This window comes from Rhizobium sp. R634 (genome assembly GCF_002211305.1).
Lineage (GTDB): Bacteria > Pseudomonadota > Alphaproteobacteria > Rhizobiales > Rhizobiaceae > Rhizobium.
Genome location: NZ_LOKW01000023.1, coordinates 376,662 through 400,355, shown reverse-complemented (window position 1 = coordinate 400,355; position 23,694 = coordinate 376,662). Strand labels below are relative to the sequence as shown.

The window sequence follows — 23,694 nt, the reverse complement described above, 5'->3', positions numbered from 1 at the left end:
CGTTCACAATCATCAAAGATGTGTATTTGACTGTGGTCGGCGACGCCGCCCATATGATTTAGAACGCTTGCCAATCATCATTCGAAGGCGCGAGCGCCAGGTTACCGCGGCGCATCGGATAGTTTCCGCGGTCAACCATTGTCTGACCGGCCGGGAAACTCTTGCCAGGTTCGCCCGAGACCTTCTGTGGCTTGAAATCCCCGCTCTCGTCTTTGAAGTGGAAATGTCTCAACAGCGCGGCTAGGCTTTGGCTCTCTTGGGCGAGGTGTGATCCTGCAGAATTCATCTCCGCGACCATGCTCGCATTTTCTTGAGTGGCATGGTCCATATGATTAACCGCGCCGTTGATCTCGCGCAGGCCCGACGATTGTTCTTGGGAGGCCGTTGCGATTGCGTCCATATGAAGATTTACATCCTGCACAAGCTCTTCAATCGTTCTCAGGCCCGATCCGGTTTCGCTCACGAGCCTTACGCCCTCGTCGACGGCCAGAGCTGAATTGCCGATGAGATCCTTGATTTCTTTTGCCGCTGTCGCTGAGCGCTGCGCAAGCTCCCTGACCTCCTGGGCAACAACCGCAAAGCCTTTTCCCGCGTCGCCAGCACGCGCTGCTTCGACGCCGGCGTTCAGCGCCAGGAGGTTCGTTTGAAAGGCGATCGTGTCGATGACGCTGATGATCTGCGAAATCTGTTTGGAGGAGTTTTCAATGCGATGCATGGCTCCGATAGCATTGCGTACAACCCGACCGGACATTTCCGCATGATCTCGCATCTGTTGGACGGCTCCGCGCGCCTCGGCCGTCCTCTTTGTCGTCGATGCAACGTTGACGGTTATTTCCTCCAACGCCGCTGCAGTTTCCTCGAGCGAAGCCGCCTGCTGCTCGGTGCGTCTTGAAAGATTTTCAGATGCGGCCGAGACGCCCGAGCTGCCATTCGTGACCGTTTCGACTGAATGGCCGACGGTAACAAGCGCGCCCCGGAGCTGACGAATGGAAGCGTTGAAATCGCCGCGCAACCTTTCAAACTGTGGCGCTAACGGCTCCTCAATCTCATAAATCAAGTCTCCATCCGCCATCCGCTTCAACCCGGTTGCCAATGCCGTCGTCGCTCGAACGAGGCGCTCATCTGCTTCTTTTTCAGCCCTTATCTGAATATCCAGCTTCTCTTTCTCAGAACGAATGCGCTCAGCTTCCGCGGATGTCTCCATTTGATTTTTTTGTATGGCCGCGCCGCGGAAAAACTCAAGGCAACGCGCCATGTCCCCGATCTCGTCGCGTCGGATCGTCAAGGGTACCGGCGCCGACGTATCGCCTTCTGCGAGTGCCTTCATTCGGCTTGTCAGAGTCCGAATGGAATTTGAAATTCTCCGAACGACCGAAATGCACAGAATGAGTACCGTAGACATGATCAGAAGCGTGGCGCCGGAGTAGCCGATAAAGGCATTGCGAAGATCGGCGTACCGCTGAAATGCCATCTCGTCCAACTTGTCGCCGGTGCGCATTATGAGCTCGGTCAACAAAGCAGCCCGCTGTTGGGTGATTTCATTCCATCGATCCAACGTCTCGGGGGGGAAGGAAACGCCCGGCTGGTTCGCATACATCTGATCGCGAACGCCCGCGATGAACTTGCCTGCGGCGCTGGCCTCGAAGTCGTCATAAGATTTGACGAGATCGGCAGGGAGAAATTCGCGCATCGTAGGCACATAAAGCTGCTTTAGATTTTTTGATTGTAAGAGGGACGAAAATAGATCGACGGACATCGCTGAATTTTTGATGAAAGCTCGGCCGGGCCTGATCTCCAGCAAACTAGCTTCCGTGATCTGCATCAGCGCGTGAAAACCGGTAATTTGGCGTGCCAAATCCAAATTATTGACAGTCGCCCCAGTGCGACGGACGAGCTCCAAACCCGCAACGGCAGCTGGGCGCAAGGCAACGGCTCCCTCCGCCTCGCCCGCCGTTCCGTCATCGATGCGCCGGCGGAAGCTATCGATATTGTCTCGCCTTTCACGAATGATTTGCACTGCCCGTTCTATGGCCGGATCGTCAAATGCCTTTTTCCAAGAGTCGTAAGCGGAAAAGACCGCTGTAAAAGCCCTGTCCGATGCGGCTCGCTTCGCCCGACGGACGTCGGCGCCTGCAAACGCTTCCGCCGCTATAGCCTGGGCGAGGAATCCGCCTTCCCGCCCAAGTTGCTGCGTTGTTTGTGCGCTTCGGAACATAGAATATTCGTGGTAATATCCCAGTGATGTTGATACTCCGATGAGTACGAACGCCGTCAACGGAATAATTGCCAAAATCATTAAAAGTAGGGATAGCGGCAGTCTGGACATACGTTCCTCATGGACTATAAATTACACCGGATTCCATTAGCGACGCGGTCAAGAACATTGTGAAATCGACCGCTACATATGAGATGAGCTCGGCAGACTTACCATATGATTAACCCCTGTACTGATTTGAAACTGCGTTGCGCAGATCGGAACATCGTTGCGTTCAGGGGATCATCTGCAAGACAGATCTTGGGCCGAGCCAGTCGGTTTGCTGGAGAGTTCTGTTGCTATCAAGCCTCGAAGACGGTCGAGCGCGCTGACTGATCGTAGATCAGTCGGCGCAATCCGCCTCCGATATACGCAATGTTTCAGAGGGATATACTCCATAGCGCTTGCGATAGTCCGCAGAAAATCTGCCTCTATGAATGAAGCCCCATTTCAGAGCGACCTGCTTGACCGAGATGCCAGGCTCGCCTGTCATCAGTTCCTGATGCACTGATTCCAACCGTAGGTGCTGCAGAAATGCCAGAGGGGTCGTATTTCGGAAGTTGCGAAAACCGCTCTGAAGAGTGCGTCGGCTCACGCCACAAGCCGTTGCGATTTCCTCAAGAGATAGCGGCCGAGCAATATTGGCACGCATATAGTCGACCGCCCGCTTAACGGCCTTGGGTAAGGGTGGTTCAGCAACGCGGCATAACTCAGGTGAGTAGCGATGCTGCGCAGCTTCGATCAAAAGCTCTATCGTCGTTTCGGTGAGGAGATTAAGTGCTATCGGCGATTGAAGGAGGGTTCCGTCTCGTAATCCAGCATAAAGCACTGGTACCAGTTGCACCAAAAGGGAGCCGAACCCGACCGATAGGTCGATTTCTGGCGAAAAATCGAGGCTGCCTCTTATTGGCGTATTGAGCCGACGTGCTAAACGGCGCGTCAGCTCATCATGGGAGATCCTAAGACCCAAATGTTTCCTGGGCCCAATGAATTGGGTTGTACTCGCCGACATACTGTTCACGAAAACGCCACGCCTTCCCTCTGACAGGATTTGTCTGCCGTCCACGGTAACGACCGATCGCCCATATAGTGGAAGCATGATAATGTTTGCCTCCGCCGGTCCCTGGTGCTGGACCGTTAGGTCGCCCTCGTAATGCGCGGCAATAACTGCAATCGGGCCATTGGTAATCGCATGTATATCGTAGGCGATCGTCTTGTCGCCCTGTACATGCGCTGGAGATTGCGGGGAAAGCCTGGAAAGCGCTTCCGCGAGTTCCTCGCTGCAAGTGCCTTTGAGCGAGAAATGGTCAATCTTGGAGGGGACACTCTCAACTCTCCACATCATCACTTCCTTCCCGAAACGGTTTCCAAGCATGAGGTCGGCCTTTCGCCATCGACGGGCGAACAGGGCAATTGAGGGTTTGCAGCCGGTCCTTCGCCGTCACTTCGACGGGAATCTTAGACTTAAGGGCAAAGAGACGAGCCCATGACGCCGGTCGATTTTGTCAGTGATGCGCGAGCAATTTGGGCCCATAGGTTCATCGCTTCTACTCCCAGTTCGCGACGATGGCTCGTGGTGAGGTCATGGGGTGGGGTGTGGAACAGGGTGGAGCCGAAGCGCTACATCCGGCATGAACTCTCGTTTTACAGCGTGGTAGGATCGAAGCTTGTTGTTGGCGGAGGTATGACCAAATTACTCTGCCCACAGGCGGATCGTCTGGTGCGAGACAATGATCCCAGGACCGGCCAGCATGGCCTCGATCACCCGCAGGCGCAAAAGCAAAGCGGAAAGAAAGCCACACCGCGTGCGCAATAATTTCAGCAGGAAAGCGGCGGGGGCGATAAAGCGGGTCACGGTTTGTCATGCCCAATCATCGCACAGCGAACCCAAGGTCCGTTCCCCCCGTTGGCACCTGCGAAACGCACTTTTCTTGTGCTGTATCAGAGACTGCGAACGCAGTAGTTCCGCTCTCCCGCTGGGGGCATGTAGTACGTCTGCTTGCCAGATACGAAACATTCGACAGCGCCGCCGCCGCGCCCGCGTCCTCTAAACGAGGGCCGCGTTCATCGATCTCGCGGCAATAATCGATCAGGGCTTCGATGGTCACCATGAGAAGGTTGTGGCGCGCGGCGAATTCGCTGAGTTCGGGAAGACGCGCCATAGTGCCGTCGTCGTTGGCGATTTCGCAGATAACACCCGCTGGCTCGAGCCCGGCGAGCCGAGCGAAATCCACCGCGGCTTCCGTATGGCCGGGGCGTCCGAGAACACCCGACGGGTTTGCCCGCAGGGGGAATATGTGGCCTGGCCGGGACAGCTCCTCCGGCATCGTCGATGCGTTGGCAAGCGCCCTGATGGTCTTGGCGCGGTCTTCTGCGGAAATACCGGTCGATACGCCTTCTATCAGGTCCACTGAGACCGTGAACGCCGTCTGCATGGAATCCGAGTTGCGCTCCACCATGAGCGGGATATCCAGTTCGTCCAACCGCTCCCCGGTCAAGGGAACGCAGATCAGGCCGCGCGCATAACGCATCATGAAGGCAACATGATCGTTCGTCACCTTCTCCGCGGCAACGAGGATGTCGCCCTCGTTTTCCCGGTCTTCGTCGTCCACGACGATGATCATCTCTCCGGCGGCGATTGCTTTAACCGCGCTCTCGATGGAAGCAAACTTCATGTTCTTCTCCTTGAACTAACCATGGCCCAGAGTGCGTGCGAGTTGGCGGTCGACCCGCTCCCGAAGTTCCGCAGATGGTGCCGAATCCGGGAAGTCGCCGTCCATCGCATAGATGAAGTCACCGCGAACCTCGGCTTTGAAGAAGCCCATCAATGAGCGCAGGTGAGCCTCGACATGCTCGCCATGGGCCTCGGCCTTGCCCGTTGCGAATATCAAAACGGGTCTACCCTGCAGGGCTGTCATTTCGAAGAGGTCGAAAAGATGCTTGAGAAGACCGGTCATCGAGGACTTGAAGACCGGTGTCCCCACAACGAGGACGTCTGAAGATTGGATTGCGTCAAGAACGTTCGCAAGTCCAGCAGGAGCCTCCGAACGCCACAGCGTGGTTCCTAACACCGGGAGAACATCGACCAGGTCAAAGAGATACCGGCCGTGGCCGGGCGAGACGCTCGAGAGTGCGTATTCCCCGAGCGCCCGCGTCTTGGAGGGGCGCGAGACATTGCCGGTTATCGCGACAATCTTCATTTTGCCGGCCCTCCGATCAGATCTGGTTGCGGATATGCGGGGTACGCGCGTAGACGGCCACCATCGGCACGATCAGCAAACCCACGATCGCCTGTTGCGCGGCAAAGCTGAGGCCGAGCCCGACCAGCAGGGACGTCAATATCGTCAATACGAGTACCCCGAGAACGGTTGCCCCGTATCCGCCTGCGCCACCGAGCAACGAGGTGCCGCCGATCACAACGGCCGCAACGGTGGTGAAGAGATATGGGTCTCCGACGCCAACGAAGCCGCCGCCGGAAAACCCGAGCAGCAATACGCCCGTCAGTGCCGACATCGCCCCACTGATACCGTGAATGCTGGTCCAGACCTTGGTTTCGGAAATGCCAAGCCGTGCCGCTGCAGTCCTGCTGCCGCCGACGGCGTAGATGGAGCGGCCGAACCATGTGTTATACAGAGCCCAGATGGTGACGAGCGTGACGAGGAGCCACACCAGTACCACTGGCGGCAGGGGCAGCCCGAAGGTCTTCCCGTTGAACGCGGCGATATTGCGGAGCCAGTCCGGTACGGGGGCGAAAACCGTTCCGCCGTAGTCGGAACCGATGGAGGTGTAGAGTTGTACCGCGCCGACAAATGCGAAGCCGACCCCAAGGGACATGATGAGAGCCTGGCCCTGCAGCTTGAAGCTCAAAAAGCCGTTCGCAAGCCCGATTGCTGCTCCCAGGAGAACGACCGCTATCACGGCCAGCCAGGCAGGCATCCCGGTGACCAACAGGCTTGGGAAGAGAATATTCGCTCCCCCGATGACATATGGAATGGAGAGATCAAGCGCGCCAACCATGGCACATAGCGTCTGTCCCAACGATGCAAGCCCCAGGAAAGCGGCAAGCAGCAATATCGAACGCGCGTTACGGGGCGAGATAAACCCCGGAACAAGGATCGTACCCAACACGAGAAGTGCGGCAAGCAGACCAAAGCCAATTACGATGCTGCGCTGAAGCTTTACCGATCGTCCTGTGATTTGGCTCATCGTCTGTTCCGTTGTGAGTGAAGTCATTACCAGTCCTCTCTAGAAAGCCGTGCGCCGGGCCGTCATGAATACGTTGACGAGGAGCGATGCCACGAGGATCAGGCCGAAAGCCATTTGCGTCACGAACCCCGTCACGCTTCCGAAGCTGAAGGCGGAAAGCAGGTACGAGATGAGGAACATGTTCAGCGCACCAAGCGTGGCCCCCAAAGCTCCTCCTCTCCCGCCAGCCAGGTTTGCGCCACCGAGCACCAGGGCGGTAACCGCCTGGAGCGTGTAGCTGCTTCCCTGGGTAGGATCGCCAGAAGAGATCAATGCCGTATAGCTGAGCGCGGCAAGGCCGACGAAGACGCCGCCGAGGAGATGGGCGCAGATGCGTACGGTGTCGACTTTCACCCCGCTCGTGTAGGCCATCCGTTCGTCAGCGCCTGTCATGCGAAGGTGGGAGTAAAAGGTGGTCCGGCGCATAACGGCCCAAAGAGCCAACGCCGCCAAGACGATGATCAGCACCGGAGATAAGATCGTCGTTCCTGCTCCCCACGTCATCATCCAGTCCGGCGCAACGCCGCCCGGCCTTGACATGACCATGAGGTTCAAGCCTGAAAGGACGAGGAAGCTGGAGAGCGTGACGATGATGGGGGCGACCCGGACGTAGATGATGATGAGCGCCTGCAGCAACTGATACAGTGCGCCGACTGCCACCACCCAGCAAATCACTGCGAGCGGAGACGTGTAACCCCTTGCTGAGAGCCAGCCGATCAGGGTGACGTTCACGAAACCCATCAGCGGGCCAACGGAAAGGTCGACCGAACCGCGGCCTGCCATCACGATCGGTGTCAGGGCCAGCGTCGTGAGGATCAAAGGTGCTGCGACGATGATTGCTCCGCCCATTCCGGTTGCGGTGAACAGCCGCGGCGAGAGCACGGCTGCGGCGACGAGCAACACTCCGAAAAGAACGAGCGGTACGGTCAGCGACCTGTCGAGCGCAGGAAATCCAAAACGTTGCGACATCAGTGTGCCTTTCTCTCTTTGGAGAATTCCATGGTGTCGGCAACCGAGCGGCCGAACATTGCAGCGAGAATGGTTTCTTCGTTGATGTCGGGGCCGTCGAGGGAACGATGGATGCTCCCTTTGTGAAAGACATCAACGCGATCGGCGAAACCGAGAAACTCTTCGATCTCGCTTGAAAGGTAGATTACCGAGCCGCCACCTTCGGCAAACAGCCGAAGCTCGCGATACAGGTCGCGTTTGGTGTTGAGGTCCACGCCTCGAGCAGGGTCGTTAAGAACGATCACTCTGGGATCATTGGCGAAGGCACGACCGATCAGGACCTTCTGCTGGTTACCCCCGGAAAGGGACGTAATGCGGTTGTCCGGGTGCCCGATCTTGACGCGGAGCCGCTCGACCTCCCGGGCAAACGTCTGCTTCAGCCTTTTACGCCTGATGACACCGAACGGCCCCAGGTTCTTTTGGTAGATACCGATGGCGAGGTTCTCGAAAATGCTCTGCTGTGGGAAAATTCCTTCCCGCTTCCGGTCTCCGGATACGTACACAATGCCCTTATTCGCGGCGTCGTCGAGCGTGCTGACTTTGACGAGACCGGTGCTTTCCCGATCCAGGATCCGGACCTCCCCTCCGAACGGCGACATAATCCTGGCGACCAGTCGCACGAACGCGTCCTGGCCCTGGCCGTCCAGACCCGCAACGCCCACGATAGATCCCTGCGGAAGGACGAAGTCGAAGGGTTGCGATGCCTCTTGGGGGCGCGCGCCATGCACGGAAAGAACCTCCTTGCGATCACCCGACAGGCCCGCTGCAGACGTTGAAGCGGCGGCGGAAATCTGGCGGTCTTGAGGGGTCATCATGCGGAGGAGGTTCGCCTCGGTGATCTCGGATTTCTCAAGGACACCGACGGTGAAACCGTCTCTCAGTATTGTCGCCCGGTCGGCGATACGGACGAGCTCAGCGATGCGGTGCGTGACGATGATTACCGCGCACCCCTCGGACCGGAGCCGATCGATCTCTTCGTGGAGCCGGACGGTCGCGTCGAGATCGAGTGCAGCCGAGGACTCGTCCAGGATCAAGACCTTGGGTTTCCTCAGGACGGCGCGGGCGATAACGATCCATTGCTTGATGCTGAGCGGAAGATCACCGACGTTCTGCCTGAGATCGATATGCTTTCCGACCAGGCGGTCCAGAAGGCTTTGCGCAACGCTTCCACGTTCCTTGGAGGATTTCCGAAGCGAGAACAGGTCCTCGCTTCCCACGAAAAGGTTGTCGAGGACACTTGCCTCATCGGCGACAAGGACTTCCTGGAAGATCGTAGCGAGACCAACCTCTTTGGCATCGACTGGCGAGGTGATGGACTTGCCAAGGATTAGGACAGATCCTCCATCGGCAGCGATAACGCCGGACATGATCTTCGCCATGGTGCTCTTGCCGCTGCCATTCTCGCCAACGATCGCGTGCACCTCTCCTGCCCTGGCGACAAAATCGCATTTCTTCAAAGCCTTCGTTTCGCCAAACGATTTGGCAACGGCCGTCATGCTTACGGCGACGTCATTCGTCATGCCCATCCTCCCTTTAGGCAGCAGCAAATCGCGCCAGGGCATCCGATGCCCGGCCTCTTGCTGGATTGTGACTGCCGTCTTTGAATGCTCCGAGTACTCACCCGGCGAACTTCAGAATGACAGATTGTCTGCTAATCTGTCAATAGAGACGTCATGCCCTTGTCGGGATGTCGAGTTGGTTTCGATGAAATCACGATGATATGGTCGCTAGACGCCCCGATATTTGCGAAAGCGCGTTGGCACGCACCTGACGTCCGGTCAGTGGTTCTCAACCGGAACTCGTCCGCCAGATCGGAAGCGATCTGGCGGCCTCCGCTATCAAGCCAAGACCAAAGCGCTGTTGAAGGTGTCCGGTCATGGGAATTACCATCGCACCCACTCCGATGAAGGCGACCGTTTCAATTGGGGGATACGTCACAGCCCAACCTCCACGCTTCGAACGCGGCAAGTGCCACTCGAGTTAGCCCCTTCACGGGCGTGCCCGGGCAAACCGCACTCATTGTCGATCAGCCCATAGGGGCGCGCAACCGTGAAAGGATCACGGGAATTCTTCGAAGTTTTCCTTCGCGGGGTCGTGGGCAAGCCACGGCGTGGCGTGGGACAGCCAGACGTTGGACATAGGAACTGAACCAGGATCAGTGTCAAAAGTGCCTGCCCGCAGCACCTTCATCTCCGGGTTGGCAGGCCGTTCGGCATAAACGTGCGAACCACACCGTGAGCAGAACCACCTCAGTTTTCCAGGCGTCGACTCAAAGCTGTGAAGGACGTCATCGCCGGAAATCAGATTAAAGTTCTCACTCTTCACCTTGGCGGCAGTGTTATGATCGGCCGCATGGGACTTTCTGCACGTCTGGCAGAAGCAGTTCCACATCGGGCCGTCCAGTTCCGACACTTCGTACTGGACCGCTTTACATTGGCAAGATCCGAGGATCGGCATCTTCAAAATCCTTTCATTGCTTTATCGAGTTGTGGCGGTCGCGCGCTCGCGGAAAGCCACCGCTTCAGGTTCCGTGCAGCCTGCCGGATTCTGTCTTCATTCTCCACGAGAGCCAGCCGTACGAATTCGTCACCCATCTCGCCGAAACCGATACCAGGCGAAATCGCGACCTGTGCCTTCTCGAGCACGAGTTTCGAAAACTCCAGCGAGCCAAGGTGTCGGAAATCCGGAGGTATCTTAGCCCATGCGAACATCGTCGCCGCAGGAGCTGGAACGTCGAAACCGGCATCGGCAAAGGTCTTCACCAGTGTATCTCTGCGCGTCTTGTAAATGTCTCGGGCCCGCGCGGCGTCCTCCCCGTCCGAGTTTAGGGCATGAGCGGCGGCGACTTGGATTGGCGTAAATGCTCCGTAGTCCAGGTACGATTTCACGCGCGTCAACGCCCGGATGAGGCGTTCGTTGCCCACCGCAAACCCAACGCGCCAACCGGGCATAGAGAATGTCTTCGACATCGAGGAGAACTCGACGGCCACGTCGATCGCGCCGGGGACTTCGAGAACAGACGGCGGCGGCGGACCGTCGAAATAGATTTCAGCGTAGGCGATATCCGACAGAACGATGAGATCGTGCTTCTTCGCGAAGGCGATGACGTCCTTATAGAAGTCGAGCGTCGCGACGCGAGCGGTGGGGTTCGACGGGTAGCTTATGATGAGCGCCAGAGGCTTCGGTACCGAATGCCGCACCGCCATTTCGAGAGCTTGGAAGAAGGTCTCATCCGGCTCGACCGGTACCGACCTTATCACGCCCCCTGCCATGACAAATCCGAACGTATGAATCGGATAGGAAGGGTTCGGACAGAGAATGACATCCCCGGGGGCGGTTATGGCCTGCGCCATGTTCGCAAACCCCTCCTTGGACCCGAGCGTTGCAACAACCTGGGTATCCGGATCAAGCTTCACATTAAACCGGCGGGCGTAATACGCAGCCTTGGCGCGGCGAAGCCCGATAATGCCCTTGGAAGCCGAATAGCGGTGCGTGCGCGGATGCTGCACCGCTTCGCATAGCTTGTCCACAACCCAGCTTGGCGTGGGAAGATCGGGATTGCCCATTCCAAGATCGATGATGTCGACTCCGGCCGCGCGCGCGCTGGACTTGAGACGGTTCACCTGGTCGAAGACGTAAGGAGGCAAACGCTGTATCTTGTGGAATTCCAACTTCTGGCTCCTTATCGTAGGTCCTCCGCGCCGACGGATGAAGCCGGCGCGGAGGTCGCTGGACAACTTGGGAGGTCGTCGATTACTTCTTCGGGCGCCAGGCCAGCGGATCTTCCGGGCGCTCGAAGTACTGTGCTGCTACGTCCGCGGGCCACCATGCGTCGCCCTTGGGCTCGATCCACGCCGTGGAGTTCGGATCGCAATCTTCCGGAATTGCTTCCTTCACATCGTCGATCGTGTAGGGAAGAGCCGGTCGCAGGATCGACTGGATCTTCGGCCCCTGGCCTTGGAGTGTCCTCATCATCACGTCCCACACCAGGCGAGCATCGGCCCGCGGCGGCCAGAAATGGAAGCTCTGGCTGATGAAGTCGGGATTGTTGCGCCAGTAGCACGCCGCCGACGCCTCGCCGCCGAGGACGATTGGCATCATGTCGCGCCCGGACTGCTGGACCGCGTTGACGACACCGTTTTCCGACGCCGACTGGACCAGGATACCTGCGATTTCGGTAGGGTTGGTCGCGAGGAATTTCTGGACTTCGACCTGGGCGACCTGATCGGTCCACTTGCCAGCGACATCGCCCACGACGGTGATGTCCTTATACTCGTCGAACGCCTTCTTGGCACCGACATTGAAGCTGTCGGACGATGCGAAGCCCGGGATGCCTGAAACCGTCAGGACGTTGCCCTTACCGCCGATTTCCTCCGCCAGCCATTTCGCGGCCGTGTAACCGCCCTGGGTGTTGTTTTCGGTCGCATTGATCGCGTAGGGCGATGTCACGTAACCCGAGAAGGAGAAAACCGGGACGCCCTTGGAATGCGCGTATTCGATGGTCTGGTTGATGGCCGTCACGTTCGAGCAGCAGATGATGATGGCATCGACGCCGTCGTCGACCATCTGGCGCATCTGCTGGATTTGCGTCGCGTCCTTCAGGTCGGACTGCGTGACGACAAGGTCAGATACCAGTCCAGCCTCCTTGTATTTGGGAAGCAGAACCTCGTTCATTTCAGTGAGGATCTGGGCACGCCACGTGTTGCCGGCATAAGTGGACGCGTAGCCGATTTTCCACGGCGGCGGCCGCTTCGCCACAAAATCCTTGAGCGGCGTACCGCCGAGGGGAATTGCCGGGTCCACGAGCTGGTAAAGCTGCTTCTGGTCCGGTGGTAGCGAGTCTAATCCGTCCGCGAATGCGGCGGTGGTCATCAGGCCTAGCCCGATGATCACGCTCAATGCGGTGTAAACCTTCTTCAGCATGTGTAGGGTCTCCTCCCCTTCGTACATCCGCTACAGCAGTCGACGCCGTTGGCGTCGAGCCACGGAATTGGTGAAACGTGTTTCGATTTCGGATCGGTGGCGGGCGGCTTAGCCGCCCGCGGAACGGTCAGTTCCTGAGGCCAGCCTGTTTCAGCAGGGGCATGACGCGGTCGTTGAAGAACGGCAGTTCTTCGTTGTAGTCGACCATTGTGAGAAGCGCGCCGTCGACGCCCGTATTGCTCAACGCGACGAGCTTGTCGGCGACCTGTTCCGGCGTTCCGACGATCGGGTAGCCGCCCCAGCCAGCGATAAAGCGCTCCTTGAACTTCTGGTACATCTCCGCCGAGTGGTTCTGTGACTGAACCTGGAGAACCTCGCAGATGTTTTCGCAGGCTTCCCAATCGCCCTTCTGGTTCACGTAGTAGTCATAGTAGTCCTGGGCTTCCTTTTCGGTCTCGCGAACGACGACCGGGCACGCGGTGAAGGTTCCGAGTTCGCGCTTGTATTCCTCGCGAGCCAGTTCCTTCACCTTCTTCACCCAGGCTGCGCCCGATTCCATGTCCTGCATGAAGCCGAAGTTGAAGTCGCAGAACTTCGCGGTGAAGTGCAGGCCCTTGCCCGAGGAGCCGGCGCAGATGAGGACCGGGCGGCCCGTCTCCTTGTTATAGGGCTTCGGCTCGCTGAACGCGTCTTTCACCTTGAGGAACTGGCCGTCATAGGTGACACCGTTCTTCTTCCACAAGGTGTCAACGATTTCCATCCATTCCGTGGCATATTCGTAGCGGGTGTCGTGTTCCATCATCGGAACGCCGAACATCTCCATTTCCGGGGTAAACCAACCCGTCACCAGGTTCAGGCCGTATCGGCCCTTCGAAATATTGTCGATCGTCGTCGCCATCTTCGTCGCGACGATCGGGTTCAGGGTCGGGATATGCGTCGTCGAGAAAAATTGCAGCTTCGTGGTCACGGCAGCCAGGGCCGCGGCCCAGGTGAACGTGTCCATGTTCACGCCGTTGAAGTTCGTCGGCCCGCCGAAACCGCGCCACCGGGCGATCGGCACCATGCATTCCCACCCAGCCGCTTCGAGCTTTTTGGCAATTTCGACATTATGTTCGAAAGTCGGTTCGAACGTTGATTCCGCGGTGGTGATGGCGCATGCGCTCGAACAATTTGTTCCAAATACGCCAAGCTTCAGCTTGTTGCTGTTAAACATCGGGTTTCCGGCGGCGCGGAAATCATCGCTGGTCGTCATATTGAAGTCTCCTCCACAGAGTTGGTCTGTTCCCGGCCCGAAGGTCGGGGCACCGATTAGATGCCCATGTCCTCGAAGACTTCCTGTGCGACGCGGAAGCTGTCGATCGCCGCGGGCACGCCGCAATAGATCGCGACCTGAAGGAAAACTTCACGAAGCTCGTCCTTGCTGAGGCCGTTATTGATCGCGCCGCGAACGTGCAGCTTCAACTCGTGGGGGCGGTTAAGGGCGGAAATCATGCCCAGATTGAGAAGGCTGCGTGAACGGCGGTCGAGGCCGGGCCTGTTCCAGATCTCGTTCCAGCAATACTCGGTGACAAGCTCCTGCATCGGCCAGTTGAACTCGGTCGCCTTGTTTACCGAAGCGTCGACATATGCACCGCCGAGAACCTCCCGACGGGTCTGCAGACCCTTTTCGAACCGTTCACTGACGGGACGCCCATTCACTTGCGATTTCACATCGGTGGCAATAGTCACGGATCAAACTCCTCATTATCGGCCGAAAGGCTGGTGGATGTGATAGGCCGAAAAAGCTCGGCCAAACGTTTCAGGCGGCAGCATCGATCAGCGCTGCCGATCTAACCAATTTCCCGTCCTCGTAGAGGAGCGGGGCAATATTCTCGATAAACCGGGCCTCGATAACTTCCCCTAGAACGACATCATGGGTGCCGACGGAGACTGCGGAGTTGAGGCTGCAGACGAATGCGGCCTGGGCGTCGCCGAGGATGGGAACGCCGCCAGCCGTGATCCACTCACCATGCGCGAACCTCTCCTCTCCCTTCAGTTTTCCACTAAACAGCGGAACCAAAGGCGCATGGCTAAGATGCAGCATGTTGACCGCGAATTTTCCCGTAAGCTTGAGTGGGCCGCTGATCGAAGCAGATTGGTTGATGCAAACCAGGAGGGTCGGCGGGTCAGCCGTCACCGACTGGACGGCGGTTGCAGCCATTCCGTAACGGGCACCTTCCCATTCCGTTGTGATCAGGCAAATTGTCGATGTGAACCGGCGCAAAGCGGTCTTGAACGCCGCTTGCGCTGCTATTTCAGCACCAGCCATGGTTACCTCCCCAAGTCATTTGATAGCCAAGATAAGCAGATTAGCAGACAATCTGTCAACACGTTTTATTCGTCATTGACAGATTGTCTGCGAAAATGTTTTCTCGATACAGCGAAAGAGGAGACGATTATGGATCTGGAATCGAAAGTATGTGTGGTGACGGGGGCTGGCAGCGGGATCGGGCGCGCTACAGCTGAACTGTTTGCGCGCCAGGGCGCTAAGGTTGGCGTCGTCGACGTCAACATCGATGCCGCACGAGACGTCGCGCGAGAAATGGGGACAGGTGCGATCGCGTTAAAGGCCGATGTGTCTTTGTCCGCCGAAGTAGAGGCGATGGTTAGGTCAGTTAAGGAAAAATGGGGGCGTATCGACGTTCTCGTCAACAACGCGGGGTTCGGAATGACCGGAAACGTCACGACCATCGCCGAATCCGACTGGGACCGGATCATGGCGGTGAACGTGAAGGGGATATTCCTATGCTCGAAATACGTGGTTCCCATCATGGCGGAACAGGGCAGCGGATCCATTATTAACACGACCTCATACACGGCCGTGTCAGCCATCGCTAACCGCACGGCCTACGTGGCGTCGAAAGGCGCGATCTCGGCACTCACGAGAGCCATGGCACTGGACCACGCAAAAGACGGGATCCGCGTCAACGCTGTCGCCCCCGGAACGATCGACTCTCCCTATTTCACCAAGATTTTCGCCGAAGCGGCAGACCCGCAAGCCCTGCGGGAAGACTTCAACGCCCGTGCAGCCCTGCACCGGATGGGCGACCCGGAAGAGATCGCCGAGGCGATGCTTTTTCTAGCTTCGGACCGCTCGCGGTTTGCGACCGGAAGCACTCTCACCGTCGACGGAGGATCGTCGATCGGGAACCACTTGGTGCGCTAAAGCACATGGGTGCTGATGGGTGCCTCCTTCTTGACCAAGGGGAGGCACCTTTACTGTGGCAACTACATGTCGGAAACACAGAGGCCGCGGCGGGAAGATAGAGATCACGCGCAAGGCTGCGTGATCAGGACCCTGCGATGAGGCGCCGCTACGGCATTTTTTAAACGCATCGCCGCGCCTGATCCTTCACTCAGATATCGCGGGAATTTTTCCAATTTCTTACCGGAATTTCTCGGGAGCGTGAGGATGCCGCCCCCGATGCCGGCTGTGTCATCGCCGGGACGCCAATTGCGAAGCCTCGGTAGGCGCCCGCCCACTTTCAAATTTGATCGCCCGGCGTGTTGCACCGAGCGACCAGAGTCACTGCGACCGCTTAGCGCGCGGCTTGCCGTACGAACTCGAGCCCTTTTACAAGATAGCTCCGAAAGAAATTCGGGTGTTCGCACATGGGGAAATGACCCAGCCCATCCATGACGAGGTGGAGGCATCCCGGAATAAGTTCGGCGAGCCTGGCCCCATCCGTCGGAGTGGCTGAGTAGTCATAGTCGCCCGAGAGCAGCGCCACCGGGGTGCGCGACGGGTCAATCCGGGGAGTTGTCACTGCTCCGTCGAACTCGTCGCTGTAGAAGGAAAGATCGCCTGGGTAAACTCCGGGTGCTCCCTGCGAATAGATCCAGCTTGACCTCCTGCGGTCCCCTGCGGGGCTGAGTGGGCTCATGATCCCTCTGACATACGCCGAGTTATGAAGTGAGCCGTGTACGTTTACGTTGTGCTGGTATGGGTTCCGGCGTCCCTTGGAGCGGAAAGGTGGCTCGATCGCCACGATCCCGAGGACATGCTCCGGCCGTTCCGCGGCGAGAACCAGCGACATTGCCGCGCCCATGGACCCACCCGCGACAATCGCCTTTTCGCGAACCACCTGTTCGAGTATGGCCGTGCACCATTTCAGGTACAGCGATGCCGTGAGCTTGTAGGGTGCGCCATCCCATGTCAGCGGCGGCATGGACCGACCGTGGAATGGTAGGTCAACCGCGATCAGCCTGTAGTTTTTCGCAAGCTCGGTGTCCGCCAGCTGAGGCAAGAATTGGCGGCTATCCGCTCCGGCGGTGTGGAGAAACAGGACCGGCACCCCCTCGCCTGCTTCTTCGTAATATATTTCATGGGGGACGTCATCGATATCGACGACGGCATACTGCCCCCGGATTTGACGCAGGTCGCGTTGCGCATGCTCCGCTTTCATCTCGGGGGACGTTACGACGAGCTCAATCACCCGTTCCAGAGCCGGGCGTGCTTTCGCGAGGGCGAGCGGTGAGCCGGCGATCTCGAAGAGAGGGTTTGCAAGCTGTAACGCCGTGAAGGAATGAAAGGTGGCGGGCGGCGGCGTCATCAGAAGCTGCTCCCAGGCGTCTGCAGTGGCCCTCACTGTCACCTGGGGGTCATCGCTTTCCCCCCAGATCGCCGCGCCGCCTTCAGCGAAATTGAGGGCGATCACCTGATCGCCGACGTAGAAGGCGATGTCCATTGTCAGGTCCGGAGTGAGCCGGGGCAATTCCGGATCCCCAAGAGCCTCCGCCATGCGGGACCGCAATTCATTAAAAGTGCCCAAAGCAACCTCCCTGTTCGAACGAGCGCCAGGCCGCACGCGTCGGCAGCGCCATGACTTCGAATAAGCAGATTATCAGACAATCTGTCAATACCGGCTGTTGCCGCTTCCTTTAATCGCCGTCGTTTTCGGAGGTTTTACGAAGGTAGTCCAGTGCGACCTTAGCCGCCATGTCGATGTGGTACTTGCAGGCTGCGGCGGCTTTCGCTCCGTTTCGGTCAGTAATGGCCGCAGCGATCTCCTTTATCTCTTCCACACTGTGGTTCAAGCGCCCCGGCTGCGTCATCGACGTCATGCGCAGAAGAGTCACCCGATTGTGGAGCGATGTCAGCATTTGCTTGACGAAGACGTTTCCACTCCCTTGCATCAGGCAATCGTAAAACGCGGTTTTCGCCTTGATGAGCCTGCTCCCACCGCCGCTTGCCGCCGCTTCCGCAAACTCAGCAACCGCCTCATTGAGTGTATGGATATCCTGGGCGGTTCCGTTTTCAGCGAATTCCTTTCCGGCATAGCTCTCTAGCAAAGCCCTGACGCTGTAGAGCTGAGCGGCTTCTTCGTAAGTGATAGTGCTGACGACGGGACCGCGGTGCGGATAGCTGGTAATGAGGCCCTCGGCCTCGAGTTGTCGAAGCGCCTCGCGGATTGATGTCCGTCCTACACCGATCGACTCGCAGAGTTCTCGCTCAACGAGGCGCTGACCCGGCTTGAAACGGCCGCTTGATATCGCCTGCCGCAGTTTATCTTCTACCTGAGTGCGCAATGTGGCACTCTGTCGTGCAATCTGTAAATCCATATCACCCATTGGATCCAAAAGTCCGTTTTACCAAGGCCGAAAGCGGCCGTGCAAGTCATGGTACTATATGGTGGGTTATCCTGGTGAGACAACCCGATTGTCTGACAAAAGCGAAGAACGCCTCAGCTTTATCTCTTACCGGACATTCCACGCGTCCCCATTACCGTAGAACCTTTGCAAAAGCGAGATCGGGTGACAGCGATGGAAAACCCGTCAGGACTGCGGGATCATGGCCTGGAACAAGTAAGCCGGACGGTCCTGATAGTTCACGGAGCGTTCGGTATCCCTCCAGTACGTCGGCGTAATCGGCAAAAAGCGGAAAGACGTCGTCATGCTCCAGATAGCGTTGAAAATGGAGTGCGTCCGATGCGATGACGACGACTTCATCGCCATCGTCCAGCCTCACGACCTGAAGGCCTTTGGAATGACCGCCGACGAGATGGATGGTGAGTCCCTCCATAATCTCGCCGTTCCCGTCGTGGAAGCGCATTCTGCCGGAAAACGTCAGGCGGACCGCATCAACGACGGCGTCCACTGCGAAGGGACGCCGAAGACGATCATGGCACATGCATCGTCCTGTACCGTAGGCCATCTCCCGATCCTGCAAGTGGAACAGGGCTTTGGGGAAGTCCACAAGGTTTCCCGCGTGATCATAGTGGAGATGCGTGATAACGACGTCGGTAATGGACGATGCGGAAATCCCGAGCTGGCGAAGCGCCTCGACCGGATGGATCAACATGGTCCTCCCGCGCCTTTCAGCCTCCTGCGGGCTAAACCCGGTGTCAACCAGGATCAGACGTTCACCATGGCGGATCAACCAGACGAAATACTCGATCCTGCCCGGGGCGTCGTGGGGATCTCCTGCTTCCAGGCCGAGTTCGCTAACGGGCCGAACCGCAGTGCCGTAATGTATCGCCAGGACTTTCCAGTCGTTCAAATTCTCGCTCCTTCCGCAGGCTCAGGGAACCAGCAGATGCCGGATCACCTCGCCACGGTCTAACCGGTCGAAGGCCTCGTTGATTTCCTCAAGCGGGCCAGTGCTCGACAGCAGTCTCTCCACGGGCAACCTGCCTTTGAGGAACAGGTCGATATAACGGGGAATATCGCGCGAAGGCACGCAGGACCCCATGTAGCTGCCTTTGATGATGCGTTCTTCCCCGACAAGAGGAAGCGGCGAGATCTCGAATTTGGTGTTCACGTTCGCCAGACCCGCTGTGGCTGTCGTGCCGCCGCGCCGCGTAATGCCATAAGCGGTTTCGAACGCTTTGCTCGACCCTGCCATCTCGATGGCGTAGTCCACTCCCCCGCGTGTCGCTTCCTTGACCTCGCCGACCACATCCGGCGAGGTTGCCAGGAAGGTACGCGTCGCGCCCAGCGACCTAGCCAGCTCAAGCTTTTCCGGCATCAAATCGATGGCGACGATCTCGCTTGCTCCGCTGGCCACCGCTCCGAGGACCGCCGACAAGCCCACGCCCCCAAGGCCGATGACGGCGACCGACTGTCCCGGCTTCACGCCACACGTGTTTACGACCGCACCGACGCCTGTCATGACGGCGCATCCGAACAGGGCCGCCATCGTGACGTCCACATCTTTGGTGATCTTGACGACCGAGTGCGCCGACACGATCGCGTATTCCGAAAACGCCGATACGCCGCTGTGATGGTTGATATCGTAGCCGCGAAGACGGATATGCTTGCTACCGTTCAACAATGTCCCGGCGGCGTTTGCGCGATAGCCAGGCTCACAGAGGCTAGCGCGTCCTCCCGCGCAGTAATCGCAGTGTCCGCAGATCGGCAGGAACGACATCACGACGTGATCGCCAACCTTCACTGTATCGACACCGGGTCCGATTTCTTCGACGATGCCGGATGCTTCATGCCCCAACGCGACAGGCAGCGGGCGGGGCCGGTCGCCGTTTATCGCCGACAGGTCGGAGTGGCACACACCAGCGGCCTTGATTTTGACCAGGACCTCAAGATTGCCCGGAGGCGTCAGATCGACGGTCTCGACACTGAGAGGTCGCGAACTTGCATACGGCTTGGGAAGCCCTGACTCTCGGAGAATGACGGATTTCATCTGCATTGTCGTGTATTCCTATCTCGAGAGCATCTGCATGGCGGCGGGTACGTAGCGGAAGCCTTCCCGCTCCCGGGCGACGTTGCCGAGCCCGGGCCACGCAAAGTGATAGGACATCACTGGTATGCGGTCTGTCGCGAGCATATCCAGCACCCGGGTGCGCGAGCGCGCCGAGAGCTTGGGATCGGTGTCGTACTTGAACTCCATCCACGGGCGTTCCATCAGCAGGATATGATGATGGGTGAGATCGCCGAGGAAGCAGAGCCGATCGTTGTCAGACTGCATGAGGAAGCAAAAGTGGCCCAAGGTGTGGCCTGGAGCGTGCACCGCTTGCACGCCCGGCAGGAACTCCTGACCGTCCACGAAATGCGCTATCCGATCACGGTGTGGAAGAAGGTTTCTCCGGGCATTTTCCACCTGAGCCTTGAAACCGGCATCAAGCTTGCCTCCGTCGGTCCAGTCATCGAAGTCGCTTTCGCTTATGAAGATCTCCGCGTTCGGAAAATTAAGCTTGCCGTCCTGATCGCAAAGTCCGCCGGTGTGGTCGATGTGTGCGTGGGACAACACCACGGCATCGACTTCCAAGGGGTCGATGCCTGCCTCCTGCATGCTTTTCAGCAAGCGGCCGGTCGTCGGCCCGAAAATCTTCGACGTCCCCATCCCGGTGTCGAACAGGATGGTCTTTCCGTTAATTTTGACCAGCGGGATGTTCTGCTCGAGGGTTACCGACGAACTGGACAGGAAGTTCCTGTCGAGCATTTCCGTCACTGTGGCCGCGTCGACTCCGAGAAAATTCTCCCGCGGGTCGCCCAATTCCAACGGTCCGTCCGAAAGCACCGTTATTTCGCCGGTTCCGAACTTGAACGGATAGAAATAGGGCAACTTAGTCTGATGCGCTTGGTCATTGAGCACGCCGGATATCCTCCCAGATTGGCTGTACCATTTGACAGATTGTATGAAAATCTGTCAACAGAATATTGATGATAGTCTGTCGTCAGGAAACGATCGAAAGCATGTGACCCCTCGGCCTGCCGATGTTGAACTGTTCTATCTGCTGCATCAGTCGCTGGGTCTCCTTTGTGAGTTCCTGAGTGGCGGCGTGGGCTTGCTCGGCGATGGCAGCGTTTCGCTGGGTGCTGTCATCGATCTCGCCGACGGCCTGGTTCACTTCGATAAGCGAAGCCGCCTGGTCCCTGCTTGCCGCAGCGATAAGCTCAACCCTTTCGGAAATTCCGGCAACATTCGACGATATTGCAATGAGCACCCTGCCCGCCTCGTTCACCAATCGCGATCCCGAGGCGACTTCCTCGGTCGATCTTGCGATGAGTCCCTTGATTTCCTGGGCGGCTAGAGCCGACCGCTGGGCAAGTTCCCGGACTTCTTGGGCGACGACCGCGAAACCCTGCCCGGCTTCTCCTGCTCTCGCGGCCTCGACGCCGGCATTGAGTGCCAGGAGATTGGTCTGGAAAGCGATCTCGTCGATTACGCCGATGATTTGCGAAATGCGCCCGGAAGCCGCTTCTATTCGGCCCATAGCGTCGACCGCGTTCGTGACCACTGAAGCAGACGCATCCGCGGCCTGCTTGGTTTCCTTTACAAGCCGGGCTGCGGCCTGCGCCTGCTCTGTCGACGAATGCACCGTCGCGGTGAGTTGATGAACCGCAGCCGCTGTCTCCTCCAACGACGCGGCTTGGCGCTCGCTGCGGCGGGAGAGATCATCGGCGCCACTGCTGAGATTGTCTGCATTTTGCCGAATGAGCACGATGTTGCCGCGAAGTTCCGACATCGTCGCCTGCAAGCGCAGCAACGAATTGTTGAAGTCTTTTCGCAACTGTTCCAGCCGCCCGGAGAACGGTTGATCGATCGTGCTCGAAACATCACCGTTGGATAACCTCTCCAGCCCAGCGGCAAGACTGTCGACGGCGTCGCCGATCTGTTTGTCGATCTGGGCTTTCTCCGCCTCGTTGTGCCGACGTTCAGCTTCGGAAGCTGATCGTTGACGATCCGCGTCGTTCTCGATCTCGATTTTCCTTACGGCATTCTCCCTGAAGACACAGAGTGCCCGGGCCATTTCTCCGAGCTCATCAGCGCGCTCAGAACCGCCGATCTCTATGTCAAGGTCCCCTTCGGACAAACGCCGCATGTCGTCGGTCAACCGGACGACAGGTTTCTTGAAAGTCGCAATCATCCCGAAGCCAGCGAGAAGCGCGACGAGGACGCCTGCAAATATCGTGATGAGGGCAATGCCGTTCGCACGGGCCGTCTCTTCGATGGCCCTGGCACGCTGGGCGTCGGCAAACGTCGTGAGGTGGCCCCATATGGTGTTCAACTGGTCTGTCGTTTGCCTATATTGCGCACGCCTGACTTCCGAGATCTCGACGAGCTTCGCACTGTCCTGCGTCATACCCTCTACCGCCGGAGGGACCGTATTCTGGACTGCCTTGAAAAGGTCGAGATCGGAAGCGGCACTCCAGATGTCCAATATCTCCTTCTTCGTTCTGTCGAAGTTCTGGATGAGTTGCGCGCGGTTTTGTTCGGTAGGGTCGGCTATGAAGCGCGCAAGGTGTATCCTGATGAGATAGCTGGAGTCCGAAAGTCTTCGGCTGCCGTCCAAGGCGCTGCTGATCTTGGCCAAACGTTGGTCGAGACCTGCGAACTCGACGATTGCTTTCTTTGTTTGCTGGTTCGCCACCGCGTTAATCCCGACGGAGATTTCCTTGAACGCGGACATTGCGGTGTCGAGGCCTACGGCGTTGTCCGATGCGGCGCCCTGCGACAGAATTTCTGTTACGCTTTTCACCGCGCCGTCGACCGAGCTCGACAGTTTTGTAGCGTCCGACGGCAAGGAAGCCCGCAGATTTCGGGCGCTTCGACGCAACTCGCCCACTTTGCCGCGCAAATATTCGAGTTTCAGCTCGGTCGTTCCGGCGGATTGGTAGCCCGCGGCAAAATCAAGGAAGAAGGTTGCATAGCCTGTCACCCTGTCGGCATCGCGCAACATCGATTTGGCGGCGCCCTCGGACTGCTCGCCGGACTTCCTCAACTCGTCAGCTAGCCTGAGCATTTCATCCTGCGACCAAACCAGCGATTCAGAATGATTGGCGATCGAGGTTATCAGTTGCTCTTCGCTTTCATGGATGCTCCAGAGAGAGCCAAAATTGTCCACCACGTCCCGCATAATCGCGTTTGCCGACAGGAGGCCTTCGCTTTCCCCCGTAGCTCCGGCATTCGTCACTAAAGCTTGCAGATGCGATTGCTGGGCGAGCAGGTCAGCCTTCACGCGATCGCGCCTTTCTTCCGACGCCTCATCGAGAAACTCTCTCATCGAGGCGGAGACGTCACGGAAACCCGAGAGCACCTGCATCACCTGGCTCGAGGTTTCCAGGCGGCTTTGTAGGAGACCCGCGGCGTAGTGCCCCAAAAATCCCACCGCGCAAATGCTGATTATGAAAGGCAGTACGAAAATGATTACTTTTGTCTGTAGCCGGAAACGGGACAACAGCCTGTCCATCGTGGTCCATCCTTGTCCATAGGCGGTGAAGAAGCTTCATCAATCGGGATCCGCCTCCGATGGAGACATCGAATC

The 23,694-nt window shown here is 58.1% G+C and carries 21 protein-coding genes; 1 reads left to right on the top strand and 20 read right to left on the bottom strand.

The features are described from left to right. Positions 1–58: 58 nt before the first annotated feature. The 14 genes from ATY77_RS19865 to ATY77_RS19800 all read right to left on the bottom strand — a co-directional run bounded on the left by ATY77_RS19865 (position 59) and on the right by ATY77_RS19800 (position 14,738). Entirely contained in the window at positions 59–2,326 is a 2,268-nt protein-coding gene (locus ATY77_RS19865; protein WP_088688496.1) for a methyl-accepting chemotaxis protein, read from the bottom strand. A 271-nt stretch (positions 2,327–2,597) separates the two neighbouring features. Then, positions 2,598–3,629, bottom strand: a complete 1,032-nt coding sequence (locus ATY77_RS19860) for a helix-turn-helix domain-containing protein (protein ID WP_170961507.1) — start codon at positions 3,627–3,629, stop codon at positions 2,598–2,600. Between the two features lie 318 nt (positions 3,630–3,947). Beyond that, positions 3,948–4,109, bottom strand: coding sequence for a hypothetical protein (locus ATY77_RS33470; RefSeq protein ID WP_310865685.1), 162 nt, complete (start codon positions 4,107–4,109; stop codon positions 3,948–3,950). Between the two features lie 16 nt (positions 4,110–4,125). Further along, on the bottom strand, positions 4,126–4,929 hold the full coding sequence (ribB, locus tag ATY77_RS19850) for a 3,4-dihydroxy-2-butanone-4-phosphate synthase (RefSeq protein WP_081284273.1): 804 nt from the start codon (positions 4,927–4,929) through the stop codon (positions 4,126–4,128). Between the two features lie 15 nt (positions 4,930–4,944). Beyond that, positions 4,945–5,454 carry an NADPH-dependent FMN reductase gene (locus ATY77_RS19845; protein WP_064843752.1) on the bottom strand — a complete coding sequence of 170 codons (510 nt, stop codon included), beginning with the start codon at positions 5,452–5,454 and terminating at the stop codon, positions 4,945–4,947. 16 nt (positions 5,455–5,470) lie between these two features. After that, the gene (locus ATY77_RS19840) at positions 5,471–6,460 is read right to left on the bottom strand and encodes an ABC transporter permease (protein ID WP_237359385.1); all 990 of its coding nucleotides are present in this window, start codon (positions 6,458–6,460) and stop codon (positions 5,471–5,473) included. A 39-nt stretch (positions 6,461–6,499) separates the two neighbouring features. Next, a complete protein-coding gene (locus ATY77_RS19835; protein ID WP_064843756.1) occupies positions 6,500–7,468 on the bottom strand; it encodes an ABC transporter permease in 969 nt (322 codons plus the stop codon). Then, the gene (locus tag ATY77_RS19830; RefSeq protein ID WP_064843758.1) at positions 7,468–9,027 is read right to left on the bottom strand and encodes a sugar ABC transporter ATP-binding protein; all 1,560 of its coding nucleotides are present in this window, start codon (positions 9,025–9,027) and stop codon (positions 7,468–7,470) included. Before ATY77_RS19830 ends, ATY77_RS19835 begins: the two co-directional genes overlap by 1 nt. Positions 9,028–9,565: 538 nt before the next feature. Then, positions 9,566–9,964 carry a GFA family protein gene (locus ATY77_RS19825; protein ID WP_064843760.1) on the bottom strand — a complete coding sequence of 133 codons (399 nt, stop codon included), beginning with the start codon at positions 9,962–9,964 and terminating at the stop codon, positions 9,566–9,568. Positions 9,965–9,966: 2 nt separating this feature from the next. Further along, entirely contained in the window at positions 9,967–11,193 is a 1,227-nt protein-coding gene (locus ATY77_RS19820; RefSeq protein ID WP_170961509.1) for an LL-diaminopimelate aminotransferase, read from the bottom strand. A gap of 67 nt (positions 11,194–11,260) precedes the next feature. Beyond that, positions 11,261–12,430 (bottom strand): ABC transporter substrate-binding protein, encoded by a 1,170-nt coding sequence (locus ATY77_RS19815; protein WP_064843764.1) that lies wholly within the window; start codon positions 12,428–12,430, stop codon positions 11,261–11,263. A gap of 127 nt (positions 12,431–12,557) precedes the next feature. Continuing rightward, on the bottom strand, positions 12,558–13,682 hold the full coding sequence (locus tag ATY77_RS19810) for an LLM class flavin-dependent oxidoreductase (protein ID WP_064843766.1): 1,125 nt from the start codon (positions 13,680–13,682) through the stop codon (positions 12,558–12,560). Between the two features lie 56 nt (positions 13,683–13,738). Further along, entirely contained in the window at positions 13,739–14,158 is a 420-nt protein-coding gene (locus ATY77_RS19805; protein WP_007636445.1) for a carboxymuconolactone decarboxylase family protein, read from the bottom strand. 70 nt (positions 14,159–14,228) lie between these two features. Then, positions 14,229–14,738 carry a flavin reductase family protein gene (locus ATY77_RS19800; protein ID WP_064843768.1) on the bottom strand — a complete coding sequence of 170 codons (510 nt, stop codon included), beginning with the start codon at positions 14,736–14,738 and terminating at the stop codon, positions 14,229–14,231. Between the two features lie 129 nt (positions 14,739–14,867). On the opposite strand from ATY77_RS19800, the gene ATY77_RS19795 reads away from it, so the two are divergent. Then, positions 14,868–15,635 carry an SDR family oxidoreductase gene (locus ATY77_RS19795; protein ID WP_040114027.1) on the top strand — a complete coding sequence of 256 codons (768 nt, stop codon included), beginning with the start codon at positions 14,868–14,870 and terminating at the stop codon, positions 15,633–15,635. Positions 15,636–16,008: 373 nt separating this feature from the next. On the opposite strand, the gene ATY77_RS19790 is transcribed toward ATY77_RS19795, so the two are convergent. From ATY77_RS19790 to ATY77_RS19765, 6 genes are all read right to left on the bottom strand, one after another. Then, entirely contained in the window at positions 16,009–17,241 is a 1,233-nt protein-coding gene (locus ATY77_RS19790) for an alpha/beta hydrolase (protein ID WP_064843770.1), read from the bottom strand. A gap of 109 nt (positions 17,242–17,350) precedes the next feature. Continuing rightward, positions 17,351–18,040, bottom strand: coding sequence for a GntR family transcriptional regulator (locus ATY77_RS19785; protein ID WP_007636440.1), 690 nt, complete (start codon positions 18,038–18,040; stop codon positions 17,351–17,353). 151 nt (positions 18,041–18,191) lie between these two features. Beyond that, complete coding sequence (locus ATY77_RS19780) at positions 18,192–18,968, bottom strand: N-acyl homoserine lactonase family protein (RefSeq protein WP_064843771.1); 777 nt, start codon at positions 18,966–18,968, stop codon at positions 18,192–18,194. Between the two features lie 21 nt (positions 18,969–18,989). Then, positions 18,990–20,114, bottom strand: coding sequence for a zinc-dependent alcohol dehydrogenase family protein (locus ATY77_RS19775; RefSeq protein WP_064843773.1), 1,125 nt, complete (start codon positions 20,112–20,114; stop codon positions 18,990–18,992). Positions 20,115–20,126: 12 nt separating this feature from the next. Continuing rightward, on the bottom strand, positions 20,127–21,020 hold the full coding sequence (locus ATY77_RS19770; RefSeq protein ID WP_040140103.1) for an MBL fold metallo-hydrolase: 894 nt from the start codon (positions 21,018–21,020) through the stop codon (positions 20,127–20,129). A gap of 82 nt (positions 21,021–21,102) precedes the next feature. Then, complete coding sequence (locus ATY77_RS19765) at positions 21,103–23,619, bottom strand: methyl-accepting chemotaxis protein (RefSeq protein WP_064843775.1); 2,517 nt, start codon at positions 23,617–23,619, stop codon at positions 21,103–21,105. Positions 23,620–23,694 lie beyond the last annotated feature (75 nt).

Bases quoted from the DNA above. Each gene is read 5' to 3' on its own strand.
- ribB (WP_081284273.1), bottom strand. From the start codon at position 4,929: ATGAAGTTTGCTTCCATCGAGAGCGCGGTTAAAGCAATCGCCGCCGGA.
- ATY77_RS19815 (WP_064843764.1), bottom strand. From the start codon at position 12,430: ATGCTGAAGAAGGTTTACACCGCATTGAGCGTGATCATCGGGCTAGGC.
- ATY77_RS19795 (WP_040114027.1), top strand. From the start codon at position 14,868: ATGGATCTGGAATCGAAAGTATGTGTGGTGACGGGGGCTGGCAGCGGG.
- ATY77_RS19830 (WP_064843758.1), bottom strand. From the start codon at position 9,027: ATGACGAATGACGTCGCCGTAAGCATGACGGCCGTTGCCAAATCGTTT.
- ATY77_RS19765 (WP_064843775.1), bottom strand. From the start codon at position 23,619: ATGGACAGGCTGTTGTCCCGTTTCCGGCTACAGACAAAAGTAATCATT.
- ATY77_RS19845 (WP_064843752.1), bottom strand. From the start codon at position 5,454: ATGAAGATTGTCGCGATAACCGGCAATGTCTCGCGCCCCTCCAAGACG.
- ATY77_RS19810 (WP_064843766.1), bottom strand. From the start codon at position 13,682: ATGACGACCAGCGATGATTTCCGCGCCGCCGGAAACCCGATGTTTAAC.
- ATY77_RS19835 (WP_064843756.1), bottom strand. From the start codon at position 7,468: ATGTCGCAACGTTTTGGATTTCCTGCGCTCGACAGGTCGCTGACCGTA.
- ATY77_RS19775 (WP_064843773.1), bottom strand. From the start codon at position 20,114: ATGCAGATGAAATCCGTCATTCTCCGAGAGTCAGGGCTTCCCAAGCCG.
- ATY77_RS19800 (WP_064843768.1), bottom strand. From the start codon at position 14,738: ATGGCTGGTGCTGAAATAGCAGCGCAAGCGGCGTTCAAGACCGCTTTG.
- ATY77_RS19860 (WP_170961507.1), bottom strand. From the start codon at position 3,629: ATGCTTGGAAACCGTTTCGGGAAGGAAGTGATGATGTGGAGAGTTGAG.
- ATY77_RS19785 (WP_007636440.1), bottom strand. From the start codon at position 18,040: ATGGGTGATATGGATTTACAGATTGCACGACAGAGTGCCACATTGCGC.
- ATY77_RS19840 (WP_237359385.1), bottom strand. From the start codon at position 6,460: ATGAGCCAAATCACAGGACGATCGGTAAAGCTTCAGCGCAGCATCGTA.
- ATY77_RS19825 (WP_064843760.1), bottom strand. From the start codon at position 9,964: ATGCCGATCCTCGGATCTTGCCAATGTAAAGCGGTCCAGTACGAAGTG.
- ATY77_RS19865 (WP_088688496.1), bottom strand. From the start codon at position 2,326: ATGTCCAGACTGCCGCTATCCCTACTTTTAATGATTTTGGCAATTATT.